The organism is Pseudarthrobacter sp. R1 (genome assembly GCF_024494415.1).
Taxonomy (GTDB): Bacteria; Actinomycetota; Actinomycetes; order Actinomycetales; family Micrococcaceae; genus Arthrobacter.
Map to the genome: position 1 here is coordinate 1,295,546 of NZ_JAMKFI010000008.1, position 12,642 is coordinate 1,308,187.

Consider the following 12,642-nt stretch of genomic DNA (forward strand, 5'->3'; position numbering starts at 1 on the left):
GGTGGCGGCCCACAGCGGGGGACGCGGGCTGCTGCGCTACCTGCCAGTCCTGCCTGCCGTCGTGCTCCTGGCGGTTTTTCTCGCCGGTCCGGTGCTGTGGGCTTTCCACGCGTCCTTCACCAATGCGGGCCTGACGGGCCGCAACGCGCGCAATCCTGACTGGATCGGGCTGGAGAACTACCAGCGGCTCCTGGCGGATCCCGTGTTTCCCCTTTCCCTGGGGTTGACCGTGCTGTTCGTTCTGGGCTCCGCGGTCCTGGGGCAGAACCTGCTGGGGCTGGCACTTGCGGTGCTTATGCGCCGCGCACGCCGGGCCGTGTCTGCCGTGGTTGGAACAACGGTGGTGGCTGCCTGGGTGCTTCCCGAAATCGTCGCTGCCTTTGCCTCCTATGCCTACTTCAGCCGGGACGGCACGCTGAACCAGCTGCTGGGCGGCCTGGGGCTGGACCAGCCCGACTGGCTCTATTCCTGGCCCATGGCGGCGGTAGTGCTGGCCAACATCTGGCGCGGCACAGCCTTTTCCATGCTGGTGTACCGGGCAGCCCTGAATGACATTCCGTCGGAAGTGGCTGAAGCCGCTCAGATGGACGGCGCCGGGGGCTGGCAACGGCTTGCCTACATCACCCTGCCCATGATCCGTGGGAGCATCGCCACCAACCTGATGCTGATCACGCTGCAGACGCTGGCGGTCTTCACCCTGATCTGGGTGATGACCGCAGGCGGCCCGGCCAACGCGAGCAGCACACTGCCCATCCTGGCCTACCAGGAGGCCTTTAAGTTCGGTGACATCGGTTACGGCACTGCCGTGGCTACTGTGCTGATCCTCATCGGAGCGGTCTTTGGCGCCGTCTACATCCGGCTGCTTCGGGAGTCGAAGCGATGACCGCGCCCGCCAAAGCCTCAAGGGTTGTTCCTCCCGGCGAAGCCACCGGCCGGACCCGTGGGCCGTACCGCAGCAGTACTCCCGCAGACGTGGCCCTGCTGTTGCTTGGTGCATGTTTCCTGCTGCCGCTGCTCTGGCTGGTCCTGGCCTCACTGGACGCCGACGCCAGCCACGAAACCCGGGTGCCGGCCCAGGCCGGCCTGGAGAACTTTGCCGCCATCATGACACCCGCGCTGCTGCTCCAGCCGCTGTGGAACAGCCTGGTGCTCTCCACCGGCACCGCTGCCGCCACCCTTGTGGCGGCCGTGCTGGCCGCCTATCCGCTCTCCCGCTACAGGTCCAGGTTCACCACTCCGTTTATGTACACCGTCCTGTTCGGCACCTGCCTGCCCATCACGGCCATCATGGTGCCCGTCTATGGGCTGTTCGTGCAGCTGGAACTGCTGGACTCGATGCCGGCCACCATCCTTTTTATGGCCGCCACAGCCCTGCCCATGGCCATCTGGATGACCAGGAACTTTATGGATGCGGTGCCGGCATCCCTGGAGGAAGCGGCGTGGGTGGACGGCGCGTCGAGGATGACCGCACTGCGCACCATCGTCCTGCCGCTGATGCGGCAGGGCCTGGGCGTGGTATTCATCTTTGTGTTCATCCAGGCCTGGGGGAACTTCTTCGTCCCCTTCGTGTTGCTCCTGTCCGAGGCGAACCAGCCCGCCGCCGTGTCCATCTTCAGCTTCTTCGGACAGCACGGAGCAGTCGCTTACGGCCAGCTGGCCGCGTTCTCCATCCTGTACTCACTGCCGGTCCTGGCCCTGTACGTCATTGTTGCCAAGGGTGCCGGCAGCTCATTCGCCCTCTCCGGAGCGGTGCGCGGTTGAGCACGCATCACAGCACAAGCCCGGGGCCCTTCCTAGTCGATATCCTCGAGGACCACCCCGAAGGGGAGGCTGTCGTCGAGGTGGGCCTGGTGGCCGGTGGAGCCGGGGTTGTACACAACCCGGACGCCGTGCAGCCTGTCCGCCGCTGACTGCTGCAGGACAGGCTTGACAGTGTTGATGAACATCTCGCTTTTGTCGGCGAGATACTCCTTGTAACTGGCTGGAAGCTCGCTCATGTCAAAAGGATAGACCCGGGGAGGCACGGTGGGGAGGGGTCCCCATTGCCGGAACCGGCGGGCCGGTCTTGGATAGGATTGCGGCGGAGGGCAGGCAGCGGGCCCGCCTGCCGCCAGTACAGCCATCAGGGGGAATACCAGTGCTTCAAACCAGCGAGTCGGCAAGGCTTGAACCGGCGGAGCTGGCGAGGGCGCAGCAGGTTGCCGCCGGCATCGCCAGGAGCTTTGACGCCAAAATGGTGGGGCAGTCCCGGCTGAAGGAATCATTGCTGGTGGGGCTGCTGACCGGCGGACACATCCTCCTTGAGAGCGTTCCCGGCCTGGCCAAGACCACCGCTGCGCAGACCGTGGCCGAAGCCGTCAGCGCGGAATTCCGTCGGATCCAGTGCACACCGGACCTCCTGCCGAGCGACATCGTCGGCACCCAGATCTACGACGCCGCCAAGGGCACCTTCGTGACGCAGCTGGGCCCGGTCCACGCCAACATCGTGCTCCTGGACGAGATCAACCGTTCCAGCGCCAAGACCCAGAGCGCCATGCTGGAGGCCATGCAGGAGCGCCAGACGTCCATTGGCGGCCAGGAGTACCGACTGCCTTCCCCGTTCCTGGTCCTGGCCACCCAGAACCCCATCGAGCAGGAGGGAACGTACCAGCTCCCGGAAGCCCAGATGGACCGCTTTATGCTCAAGGACGTCCTCGATTACCCCTCGCCTGCAGAAGAGGCCGAGATCATCCGCAGGATCGATGCCGGGATCTTCACGCAGGAGCAGAAGCCGGCCGCAGCGTCGTCGCTGGACGCGGTGGTCCAGGCCCAGGGCGTGGTGAAGCGGATCTACATTGACCCGGCCATCGTCGATTACATCGTGGGGCTGGTCTACGTGACCCGGAACGCCGGGCAGTACATCGATCCGCGCCTGGCCGGCTTCATCGAATTCGGTGCCAGTCCGCGCGCCAGCATTGCATTCAGCCAGGCTGCCCGCGCGGTGGCCCTCCTGCAGGGCCGGGACCACGTTGTCCCCGAGGACGTGAAGTCCCTGGCCCACCGCGTGCTGCGGCACCGGATCATCCTGAACTTTGAGGCCGTGGCCGGGCAGGTGCCGGTGGAAACGGTGATCGACGCTGTCGTCGCGGCCGTCCAGACACCCTGAGGCAGGGATGACCACACTCCTTCAGCGGGTGAAGTCGAAGATGGCCGTCTTCGCGCACCGCAAGGCCCGCGGCATGCTCGACGGCGAGTACGGCTCAGTATTCCGCGGACGCAGCCTGGACTTTGACGACCTCCGCGCCTACGTGCCCGGTGACGAGGTGCGGGATATCGACTGGAAAGCCACGGCCCGGCACGGCTCGCCGCTGATCAAGAGGTACGTCGCGGTCCGCCGGCAGACAGTGCTCCTCATCACGGATACCGGACGCAACATGGCAGCCGTGGCCCAGGGCGGCGAAACGAAGAAGGACATCGCCGTGATGGCGCTGGGGGTCCTGGGGTACCTCGCCCACCGCCACGGCGACGTGGTGGGCCTGGTCAGCGGCGACTCGAGCGGGACCAGGACCCTTCCGGCGAAGGGCGGGGAGGCGCACCTTGAGTGGCTCTTACGCCACGTCCATGCCCATGCGTCCGAGGACGCGGCCGGCAGCAGTATTGAGGAGCAGCTGGAGCACGTGGCCCGGACCGTCAAAGGGAGGCACCTGCTGTTTGTGGTAGCAGACGAGATAGCGGCGAACCCGGAGCTGGACCGGCTGCTCCGCCGGCTTCGGGTACAGCACGAAATCCTGTGGCTCACCATCCGAGACGCCGATTTGGCCTCGGCCGCGGAGTGGTACGGCGTGGATGATTCCTCGCCCCTGCTGAGCCACCTGGCATCGTCGCCGGCCGTGGCGGCAGCTTACACGCAGGCCGCCGCAGAACGGGATGCCGGCCGGAAGAACATGCTGCGCCGGGCCGGGATTACCGAAGGCTCGGTTGCCGGCACCCATGATGTCATCACCGCACTGTTCGCACTCCTGGAAAGGCACCGCCGTGCAGGCTGATCCCGGTTTCCAGGGCCCTCTGCAGTACAGCCCGGCGTGGCTGTGGGCGGGCCTGGGGCTGCTCCTCCTGGTGGCTGCCTGGTACATTTTTGTCTTCACCAGCACCCGCCAGCCGCGCCGGGACATGGCGGACGTCCCGGCTCCGCTGACCGACCTGCCGGCGCTCAAGGCGGCATACCTGCAGCGGATCAGCGACGTGGAGCAAAACGCGGCAGCCGGAAGCCTCGCTGCCCGTGCGGCCCATCAGGAGATCAGCCTCCTGCTGCGCCGTTTCGTCCGGGATGCCACCGGAGTGGACGCGCCGCGAATGACGCACGCCGACCTCGCCGAACATCCCCTGCCTGCGGCTGCCGCTGCCATCTCGGCCTTGTATCCCGGCGAGTTCGGCCCCGAGCCGCTGCCTGCCGTTGCCGCCTCTGCCGCCACGGCCCGCGAGGCGGTGCGTTCGTGGAGCTGATCTTCTGGGGGCTGATCCCTCCTGCTGCCATTGCGGCAGGCCTGGCAGGATGGGCGGCCCTGCGCGCTGACAGGAAAGCCAACGCTCGACGCCGGCCGGCAGCGCACGCTGACCGGCTCACCAGGCTGCCCGAATACCAGGCAGCGTTGCGGCGCCACCGCCGATGGCTCACCGTGGCCGCAATCGCCTGCGCTTCACTGCTGGCGTCCACGGTGCTGGCTGCGGCACGCCCAGTGGAGATCAGCACTATCCGGCCGGAGCAGCACAACCGGGACATCGTCCTGTGCCTGGACACCTCAGGATCCATGAGCAGCGTCGACGCCGCGGTGGTGGATGTGTTTGCGCGGCTGGCCCAAGATTTTCAAGGCGAACGGATCGGCCTCACCATTTTCGACAGTACCGCCATCCAGGTCTTCCCCCTGACGGACGACTACCAGTACGCCCGGGAACAGCTGACGCTGGCCCGCGACGCCTTCGACGGGAAGCCCGGCACGTCCGGCTTCCTCGACGGGACCTGGAGCGGACGCGGTTCATCCCTGATCGGGGACGGCCTGGCCTCCTGCCTCAACAGCTTCCCGCACGGCGCCGACAGTGAGACGAGCGAGCCCAAACGCTCGCGGTCGGTGGTGCTGGCTACGGACAACTTCGTTTCCGGGCAGCCCATCATGACGTTGAAGGAAGCCGCAGGCCTGGCCAAGGACAGGGCGGTGCGTGTGTATGCACTGAACCCCGGGGACCTGGACTACGGCACAGGCGCAGACCAGCCGGGGGCACAGCTGAGGGAAGCGGCCGAGCTCAGCGGCGGAGCGTACTACGCCCTGGACAGCGCCGAGGCTGTGCCGGGCATCGTGGAGGGGGTGCATGAAACGGAGGCAACTGCCCGCCAGGGTGCTCCCCGGGCGGTGGCCTCGGACCGCCCTGACCTTCCCTTGGCCCTTGCCCTCCTGTCCGGACTGGCCCTCGCCGTCGCGGGTTGGCGGCTCCGGCCATGACACTGCACCCGATCCTGCCGTGGTGGCTCCTGCTGCCCGTTGTCACGGCCGCGCTGGTGCTCCTGGCCTGGCGAATTTCCCACGAACGACGGCGGGGCGTGCGCAGCGAAGTCCGATGCGCCCTGCTGGTGCTGCTTCTGTTCGCCGCGGCACTCCGGCCGGGTTTCCCCGGCGGGCCAGCCGCACCAGCCACGGCCGACCTCAATGTATTCTTCGTGGTGGACACCACCAGCAGCATGGTGGCCGAGGACTACGGAAATTCCGAGCCGCGGCTGAAGGGCGTGCGCCAGGACATCATGGCGATTGCCCAGGAGCTGCCCGGCGCCCGCTTTTCCGTCATCACCTTTGACACCAAAGGGCATGTCAGGATGCCCTTAACCACTGACACGTCAGCGTTGGAGACGCTCACCGCCATCCTCCAGCCGCAGGTCACGGCCTATGCGAAGGGCAGCAGCATCACGGCCGCCCGCGAGGTACTCGCAGAGCGGCTCGCAACCGCCCGGGAGAGCCATCCGGAGCGGCCCCGGCTTGTCTTCTACCTGGGCGACGGCGAGCAGACCGCCGGCAAGGAACCGGAACCGCTGCAACTGGAGGACGGCTCTGTTGCCGGGGGAGCAGTGCTGGGCTACGGCACGCCCGGCGGCGGACGGATGAGGGAAAGCACCGGGTTGGACGTCGACGACGATGCCCCCTACATCCGGGACAGCAGCGGCAGTGCCACCAGGGATGCTTTGTCCGTGATTGATGAAGGCAGGCTTCGCGGGATCGCGGCCCAGCTGGATGTACCTTATCTGCACCGGGCAGAGGGGGACCCGGTGCCGCCGATGCTCCAGCAGGCGCGCCCGGGTGCTTTGGAACCCACCGTTGAGGACGGCAGCCTGGCGGGCCGGACAGAGCTTTACTGGCTGTTCGCGGCGGGCGCCTTTGTGCTCGGTCTGGCCGAAGCCGTCCTGATCATGAGGCAGTTCCGCGAACTACGTCCTGTTTCCGGCCCGCGCCCTACCCGGCGCTCCGCGGACCCAGGGAAGGCAGCCCGATGAAGGCCAACGAACATCAGGCCTGTAGCACTGCCCGGATCCGGAGGCGGCGCCTGCTGCTCTGGTCAGTGCTGCCCGTACTCCTGCTGCTGTGCGTGGCCGCCAAACTGCTCAGCGTGGGCCCCCTCGCAGGGCAGGCGGCCGGCGCCTTCGCAGCCAACGATGCCCACGCCGTCGGAAAGGCTGCTGAGGGGCTGCAACTGGCGAACATCCTCGAGCGGCACAAGGCCCCGTTCGCAGCAGGCGACGCCCTGGTGCTTTCCGGCGACGTCGGCGCCGCCAGGCTCAAGTTTGAGGAAGCCCTGAACCTTGCGCCGGCCGATTCGGCGGACGCCTGCACGATCCGGCTGAACCTTGTCCTTGCCATCGAGAGGCTCGGTGATGACAAGCTGCGCTCGGAGGACCCGGCGTCGGCCGTTGCACTGTTCACGGAAGCGCTGGACATCGCCGGCGCGGCACCCGGCGGCTGCTTCGCCGGCCAGGAAGCTGCAGAAGCCGGACAGAAACTCAGCGAGGCCGAAGGGCGCCTGAAAGGGAAACTCGAGGGAGCCGGCAACGGGCAGGCAGGGACGCCGAAGGAGGCCGGCGAGGTGGAACCGGAAGCGGGGACTCCCAGCAGGAGCCAGCTGGAGAAGCTGGCCGAAAGCGGCCGGGAATCCCAGCGCGAACGTAACAGCGGACGGGAACGCGAGGACTACCTTTCGGACACCGACTACGCTCCCGGCCCGGACCGCCCCTGGTAAACGGGCGCGCAGCCGCGGTCACGGTAGGGCCGCCCGCGGCGAAGAATGTTCTGCCGGGCGAAGAAACAAGGCGTAAGACTGCGTCTTAATTCGGAGTTGAACTTGAATGCTCATCCGGCCGCTCCTAGAGTTCTATACAAGTTACCGCGGTAACGTGTCAGCGATCCTCCGTTAGGGAGGGTGTGGGTGCCCCCATGTGGGCCTGACATTTGCTCACGGACAACTTCATTCCAGGCGTAACAGTCGCGGCTGCGTCCTTGTGGAGTTCTTCCGTGTTCCCCAAACTCAATTCATTGCCGGTGTCCCGTCACAATTTTCCTGGCGGGCAGCCCTCAATGGCCCAAAGCCAAGGACGCAAATGTCACCACCAAGCCTTATTGACACACATCCACATCTCTCCGACGCCGCCCCGGTGGCGCTTTCCTACGAGTTGTTCCCGCCCCGGTCGCCGGCCGCCGCGGAGACGCTGTGGACCACCATCCGCGAACTCGAAACCACCGAACCGGACTACGTCTCTGTCACGTACGGTGCCAGCGGCTCCAACCGGGACACCGCCGTCGAACTTATCAACCGGCTCCTGCTTGAAACCACCCTCCGGCCGCTGGCCCACCTGACCTGTGTTGGTAACACGCCGCAGGAACTGGCGGGGATCATCGGCGAACTGCTGGACACCGGCGTTCGGGGGATCCTTGCCCTGCGGGGTGACCTTCCCAAGGACGGCGGGGAACCTGCCGCGGGCTCACTGCGGTACGCCCAGGACCTGATCGAACTCATCCGCCGGGTTGAGCAGCGCCGGTCAGCGCTGCTGTGCGCCGGAAAGATCGCAGTGGGTGTGGCGGCCTATCCCACCAGGCATCCGGAATCACCCAGTGAGGCGCACGACGTCGAAGTGTTGCTCGCCAAGCAGCGCTCCGGCGCCGACTTCGCCATCACACAGGTGTTCTTCCATACCGAGCAGTACGCGGACCTGCTCACCAGGGCACGGCGTGCCGGTGTGACGATTCCCATCATTCCGGGTGTTATGCCGCTCACCAGCCTTCGCCGGCTCAAGCGGCTGGGGGAGCTGACCGGAGTGGAGCCCGCTCCCGAACTGCTGGGCCGAATGGCCGCAGCGGACAGCGACCTGGAACGCCTCCGGATCGGCGTCAGCGCCACGGTGGACCTGGCCAACGCTGCCCTGGATGCAGGAGCACCGGGCATCCACCTGTACACCTTCAACGAGCACCAAAGTGCCTTGGACGTACTGGAGAAGCTGGCTCTTCCGCGGCGCTCCCGTGCCGGCAGCCGGCGTGAAGCCGTGGCCCGGCCGCAGCTCGCCAGCTGAGCATCCCGCCCCCGGCCGCACGGCGATAGCCCCCGGCCACAAAGCCCAAACTTTTCAGACCCGTCCCTACCTGAGGATTTGCCATGCCTAAAAACAACACCCCTTTCCCGTCCGCCTCACTCCTCGGCTACCCGCGCATCGGCCGCCGCCGCGAGCTCAAGAAGGCCGTGGAGGCCTACTGGGCCGGCAAGATCGACGCCGCCGCCCTGGACGCCGCCGCCAAGGACATCCAGCTGACCATCGCCAGGCGCCTGCAGGAGCTCGGCCTGACCGAAGCCGCAGCCGTTCCCGGCACCTTCTCCTACTACGACCAGGTCCTGGACACCACGGCCCACCTGGGTGCGGTCCCGGCCCGCTTCGGCAAACTCCTCAATGGAGAGGGACAGCTCGACGTCGACGGCTACTTCACGCTTGCCCGCGGCACCAAGGAACAGCAGCCGCTGGAGATGACCAAGTGGTTCGACACCAACTACCACTACCTGGTGCCGGAGATCGGCCCGGAGACCGAGTTCACCCTCGCCTCCACCGCCAAGGTGGACGAGTTCGCCTTCGGCCTGGCCAACGGCATCGAGACCCGCCCCTACATCGTTGGCCCGGTCACCTACCTGCTGCTTTCCAAAGCTTCCGACGACGCCCCGGCCGGCTTCGCGCCGCTGTCCCGCCTCGAGGACATCCTGCCCGTCTACGTGCAGCTGCTTGAGAAGCTCGCCGCCGCCGGCGCCGGCTGGGTCCAGCTCGACGAGCCTGCACTGGTGGTTGACCAGGACATCCAGGCCGCGGAGATCGAGGCAGCGGTTGCCCGCGCCTACGAGGTCCTCACCGCTGCCGTCAACCGTCCGCAGATCCTCGTTTCCACCCCGTATGGTTCGCTTGACGGCCAGCTCGGCACGCTCGCCGCCACCAACATCGAGGCACTGCACATCGACGTCTTCAAGGGCGCCGTTCCCTCAGCTGCCGCCCTGGCGGGCCTGGGCGACAAGACCCTGGTTGCCGGCGTTGTTGACGGCCACAACATTTGGCGCAACGATCTTGCCGCGTCCGCCGCAAAGCTGGAGGAACTGAAGGCCGCCGCGGGCAAGCTCGCCGTCTCCACCTCCACCTCCACCCAGCATGTGCCCCACGACGTAGCCGAGGAAACGCAGCTCTCCGAGCAGCTCCGCAGCTGGCTGGCGTTCTCGGACCAGAAGGCCGTGGAGGTCAAGACCCTCGCCTCCTACCTGGCCGACCCCTCCTCCGCCAAGGCAGCCATCGACGAGGCAACCGCAGTGATCGCTTCCCGGGCCACCGCCGAAGGCGTCCGCCGTGCAGACGTCCGGGCCCGCACCGCGGCCCTCACCGCCGCTGACTTCAGCCGCTCCGAATACTCCGTCCGCGAAGCCGCGCAGGAAGAGGCGCTGGACCTGCCGCCGCTGCCCACCACCACCATCGGTTCCTTCCCGCAGACCTCGGAGATCCGTTCGGCCCGGGCCCGCAACAACAAGGGCGACCTCACGGACGAGCAGTACGGGAAGCTCATGAAGGACGAGATCAAGCGCGTTGTGGCCCTGCAGGAAGAACTCGGCTACGACGTCCTGGTCCACGGCGAGCCCGAGCGCAACGACATGGTGCAGTACTTCGCCGAGAACCTCGAAGGTTTCGACGTCACCGTCCACGGCTGGGTCCAGTCCTATGGCTCACGCTGCACACGCCCGTCCATCCTCTGGGGCGACGTGACGCGCAGTGCTCCCATCACCGTGGAGTGGGCCAAGTATGCGCAGTCCCTCACCAGCAAGCCGATGAAGGGCATGCTCACCGGTCCGGTCACCATCCTGGCGTGGTCCTTCGTCCGTGACGACCAGCCCCTGGGTGAGACCGCCAACCAGGTTGGCCTCGCGCTGCGCGACGAGATCGCCGACCTCGAAGCCGCCGGCATCAAGGTCATCCAGGTGGACGAGCCCGCACTGCGCGAACTCCTCCCGCTGCGGAAGGCCGACCACGACGACTACCTGCAGTGGTCCGTGGACTCCTTCCGCCTGGCGACCGCCGGTGCTGCGGACGCCACCCAGATCCACACCCACCTCTGCTACTCGGAGTTTGGCGTGATCATCGACGCCATCGACGGCCTGGACGCGGACGTAACCTCGATCGAGGCCGCACGGTCCCGCATGGAGGTTGTCCACGACCTCGAATCCCACGGCTTCGGCCGCGGCGTTGGCCCGGGGGTGTACGACATCCACTCGCCGCGCGTTCCCGGCACCGAGGAAGTCACCGAGCTGCTCAGCACCGCCGTCAAGCACGTGCCGTCCCGCCAGCTCTGGGTCAACCCGGACTGCGGCCTGAAGACCCGCGGCTACGCCGAGACCGAGGAATCCCTACGGAACCTGGTGGAGGCCACCAAGGCAGTCCGCGCCGAACTGCTCGAAGCAGCGAAGTAGTAACGGCCAAGTAAAGCAGGCAAGCGATCGGCCGGCCACCTCCAAAGGTGGCCGGCCGGCGTCGTTTAATCTACGTCAGGACCAGACGATCTCGTCGTCCACTACGCCGTCCTCATCGGCCGACGCCACCAAGACCTCATCGGTGAAATGCTCGCCCAGGGTGAAGTCCAGAACGAAGTAGCGCTCGGGCTGGCCGGGGTAGATGCGGACGTGGCCGAGCTTCAGTGCCTTAAGAAACACTTCGTTGGTGAGCTGGCTGCGTTCGGTCACCCCGAATACCTTCTGCAAGTGCTCATCCTTGAGTGCGTTGCAGTGGAACTGGAGGTACTCCTGGGGGCTGGTGCCTTCCTGGTCCAGCTCCTCAGCGATCATGTCCCGCACCTCGTCCACCAGCTCGGGCAGGAAGCGCAAACGGTAATCGACCTTGCGCAGGGCGGCCTCGTCGAAGTGGTCGTGGGCGGTGACGTTCAGGTCGATTTCCAGCGGATGGCCACGCAGTTCATGCTTGGCGGCGATGAAGTGATCCCTGCCGTGATTGAGCTCGATCTCTCCAAAGTGCTGGCTCGCTACCTTGTTCATAGTTTCAACATAGACCCGAACTGCGGTGCATTCCAGCGTTCAGGCCTAATTCACTGCCGTGCGCATCCCGGCCAGGGTCTCAGCCAGCAAATCAACAAAGAGCTGCACCCGGGCGGTTTTCCTGTCATTGATCAACAGCGCGAAGACGTTGCGGGCCAGCCGGATCTCTGGAACGTCAAGCACCACCACGCCTTCAGGCCGGTGGCGCAGTGCGAGCTCAGGCACAAGCGCCGCCCCCAGCCCTGCAGCAGCCATTTCGAGGCTTGCATGGAAATCGTCACTGTGGGCCACCACGCGGGGATGCAGGTTGCAGCCGGCGAAAAGGCGTTCAATGACCATCGCATCGCTGGTGCCCGGGTGGTGCATGATCCACGGCATTTCGGAGAGGTGGTCTGCTGCCACCTTCGCGTCAGTCCGGAAACCCCAGCCGGCGGGCAGCACCACCCGGAAGTTGTCGTCGCCGATCCACTGCCGGTTGATGGTGTTCGGCCAGGCGAACCCGGTCTGGCCCACCTGGAAAACCACGGCCAGGTCCAGGTCACCGCCGGTGCGCAGCCCTTGGATGGTCTGGCCCGGTTCCGCCACGGAGACCTTCAGGTCAATTCCCAGGTTCTTCCAGGCCGGGTTTTTGAGTATCCTCGGCAGGACGTAGGTTGCCAGGCTGGGGAAGATGCCGAGCCGTAGTTCCTGGTTGGCTGTGTCCTGGGTTTTGGAGGCTGCGGCCATCAGTGCCTCCATGTCCGTGAGCACCTTGGCGGCGTGGCGGGTCATCACGACGGCGGCTTCCGTGGGCACCACGCTGCGCGCGGAGCGCTGGAAGAGGACCACGCCGGTATCCCGTTCCAGCGCAGACATCTGCTGGGAGACAGCCGAGGCCGTGTAGCCCAGGGTCGATGCGGCGGCGGCGAAGGAGCCGAGCCGCGTGACCTCCAAAAGCGTCTTCAGGTGTACCGGATTTACCACCTGCCCACAGTACTCCGCCGCCCAGCGCTGAAGAAGCTGGCAGGCACGGCACCCATCCGCGGCCGCACCGGCGTCGAATTGCCCTCTGTATACCCACCCTTGGCAAAT

General features: G+C 66.4%; 13 protein-coding genes. 10 read left to right on the top strand and 3 right to left on the bottom strand.

Going from position 1 to position 12,642, the window contains the following annotated elements:
• Position 1 precedes the first annotated feature (1 nt).
• Both M8J71_RS16975 and M8J71_RS16980 read left to right on the top strand, forming a co-directional pair.
• Complete coding sequence (locus M8J71_RS16975; protein ID WP_256248905.1) at positions 2-883, top strand: carbohydrate ABC transporter permease; 882 nt, start codon at positions 2-4, stop codon at positions 881-883.
• Positions 880-1,761 (top strand): carbohydrate ABC transporter permease, encoded by an 882-nt coding sequence (locus M8J71_RS16980; RefSeq protein WP_256248906.1) that lies wholly within the window; start codon positions 880-882, stop codon positions 1,759-1,761. The genes M8J71_RS16975 and M8J71_RS16980 overlap by 4 nt, the downstream gene beginning before the upstream one ends.
• A 32-nt stretch (positions 1,762-1,793) precedes the next feature.
• Here the strand turns inward: M8J71_RS16980 and M8J71_RS16985 are convergent, their stop codons facing one another.
• On the bottom strand, positions 1,794-1,997 hold the full coding sequence (locus M8J71_RS16985; RefSeq protein ID WP_256248907.1) for a hypothetical protein: 204 nt from the start codon (positions 1,995-1,997) through the stop codon (positions 1,794-1,796).
• Positions 1,998-2,137: 140 nt separating this feature from the next.
• Here M8J71_RS16985 and M8J71_RS16990 point away from each other — a divergent pair, with 140 nt between their 5' ends.
• From M8J71_RS16990 to metE, 8 genes are all read left to right on the top strand, one after another.
• Positions 2,138-3,145, top strand: coding sequence for an AAA family ATPase (locus M8J71_RS16990; RefSeq protein ID WP_256248908.1), 1,008 nt, complete (start codon positions 2,138-2,140; stop codon positions 3,143-3,145).
• Between the two features lie 7 nt (positions 3,146-3,152).
• On the top strand, positions 3,153-4,025 hold the full coding sequence (locus tag M8J71_RS16995) for a DUF58 domain-containing protein (protein WP_256248909.1): 873 nt from the start codon (positions 3,153-3,155) through the stop codon (positions 4,023-4,025).
• Entirely contained in the window at positions 4,015-4,482 is a 468-nt protein-coding gene (locus M8J71_RS17000) for a hypothetical protein (protein ID WP_256248910.1), read from the top strand. Before M8J71_RS16995 ends, M8J71_RS17000 begins: the two co-directional genes overlap by 11 nt.
• Complete coding sequence (locus M8J71_RS17005; RefSeq protein ID WP_256248911.1) at positions 4,473-5,474, top strand: vWA domain-containing protein; 1,002 nt, start codon at positions 4,473-4,475, stop codon at positions 5,472-5,474. The genes M8J71_RS17000 and M8J71_RS17005 overlap by 10 nt, the downstream gene beginning before the upstream one ends.
• Entirely contained in the window at positions 5,471-6,514 is a 1,044-nt protein-coding gene (locus M8J71_RS17010) for a vWA domain-containing protein (RefSeq protein ID WP_256248912.1), read from the top strand. The genes M8J71_RS17005 and M8J71_RS17010 overlap by 4 nt, the downstream gene beginning before the upstream one ends.
• The gene (locus M8J71_RS17015; RefSeq protein ID WP_256248914.1) at positions 6,511-7,254 is read left to right on the top strand and encodes a hypothetical protein; all 744 of its coding nucleotides are present in this window, start codon (positions 6,511-6,513) and stop codon (positions 7,252-7,254) included. The genes M8J71_RS17010 and M8J71_RS17015 overlap by 4 nt, the downstream gene beginning before the upstream one ends.
• Positions 7,255-7,612: 358 nt before the next feature.
• Positions 7,613-8,578 carry a methylenetetrahydrofolate reductase gene (locus tag M8J71_RS17020; RefSeq protein WP_256248915.1) on the top strand — a complete coding sequence of 322 codons (966 nt, stop codon included), beginning with the start codon at positions 7,613-7,615 and terminating at the stop codon, positions 8,576-8,578.
• A gap of 83 nt (positions 8,579-8,661) precedes the next feature.
• Complete coding sequence (gene metE, locus M8J71_RS17025) at positions 8,662-10,992, top strand: 5-methyltetrahydropteroyltriglutamate--homocysteine S-methyltransferase (protein ID WP_256248916.1); 2,331 nt, start codon at positions 8,662-8,664, stop codon at positions 10,990-10,992.
• Positions 10,993-11,067: 75 nt separating this feature from the next.
• Here metE and M8J71_RS17030 read toward each other — a convergent pair whose 3' ends face one another.
• On the bottom strand, positions 11,068-11,571 hold the full coding sequence (locus M8J71_RS17030; RefSeq protein ID WP_256248917.1) for a DUF2004 domain-containing protein: 504 nt from the start codon (positions 11,569-11,571) through the stop codon (positions 11,068-11,070).
• Positions 11,572-11,616: 45 nt separating this feature from the next.
• Positions 11,617-12,534, bottom strand: a complete 918-nt coding sequence (locus tag M8J71_RS17035) for a LysR family transcriptional regulator (protein WP_163164052.1) — start codon at positions 12,532-12,534, stop codon at positions 11,617-11,619.
• Between the last annotated feature and the right edge of the window lie 108 nt (positions 12,535-12,642).

Bases quoted from the DNA above. Each gene is read 5' to 3' on its own strand.
- M8J71_RS16980 (WP_256248906.1), top strand. From the start codon at position 880: ATGACCGCGCCCGCCAAAGCCTCAAGGGTTGTTCCTCCCGGCGAAGCC.
- M8J71_RS16985 (WP_256248907.1), bottom strand. From the start codon at position 1,997: ATGAGCGAGCTTCCAGCCAGTTACAAGGAGTATCTCGCCGACAAAAGC.
- M8J71_RS16995 (WP_256248909.1), top strand. From the start codon at position 3,153: ATGACCACACTCCTTCAGCGGGTGAAGTCGAAGATGGCCGTCTTCGCG.
- metE (WP_256248916.1), top strand. From the start codon at position 8,662: ATGCCTAAAAACAACACCCCTTTCCCGTCCGCCTCACTCCTCGGCTAC.
- M8J71_RS17020 (WP_256248915.1), top strand. From the start codon at position 7,613: ATGTCACCACCAAGCCTTATTGACACACATCCACATCTCTCCGACGCC.
- M8J71_RS17010 (WP_256248912.1), top strand. From the start codon at position 5,471: ATGACACTGCACCCGATCCTGCCGTGGTGGCTCCTGCTGCCCGTTGTC.
- M8J71_RS17030 (WP_256248917.1), bottom strand. From the start codon at position 11,571: ATGAACAAGGTAGCGAGCCAGCACTTTGGAGAGATCGAGCTCAATCAC.
- M8J71_RS17015 (WP_256248914.1), top strand. From the start codon at position 6,511: ATGAAGGCCAACGAACATCAGGCCTGTAGCACTGCCCGGATCCGGAGG.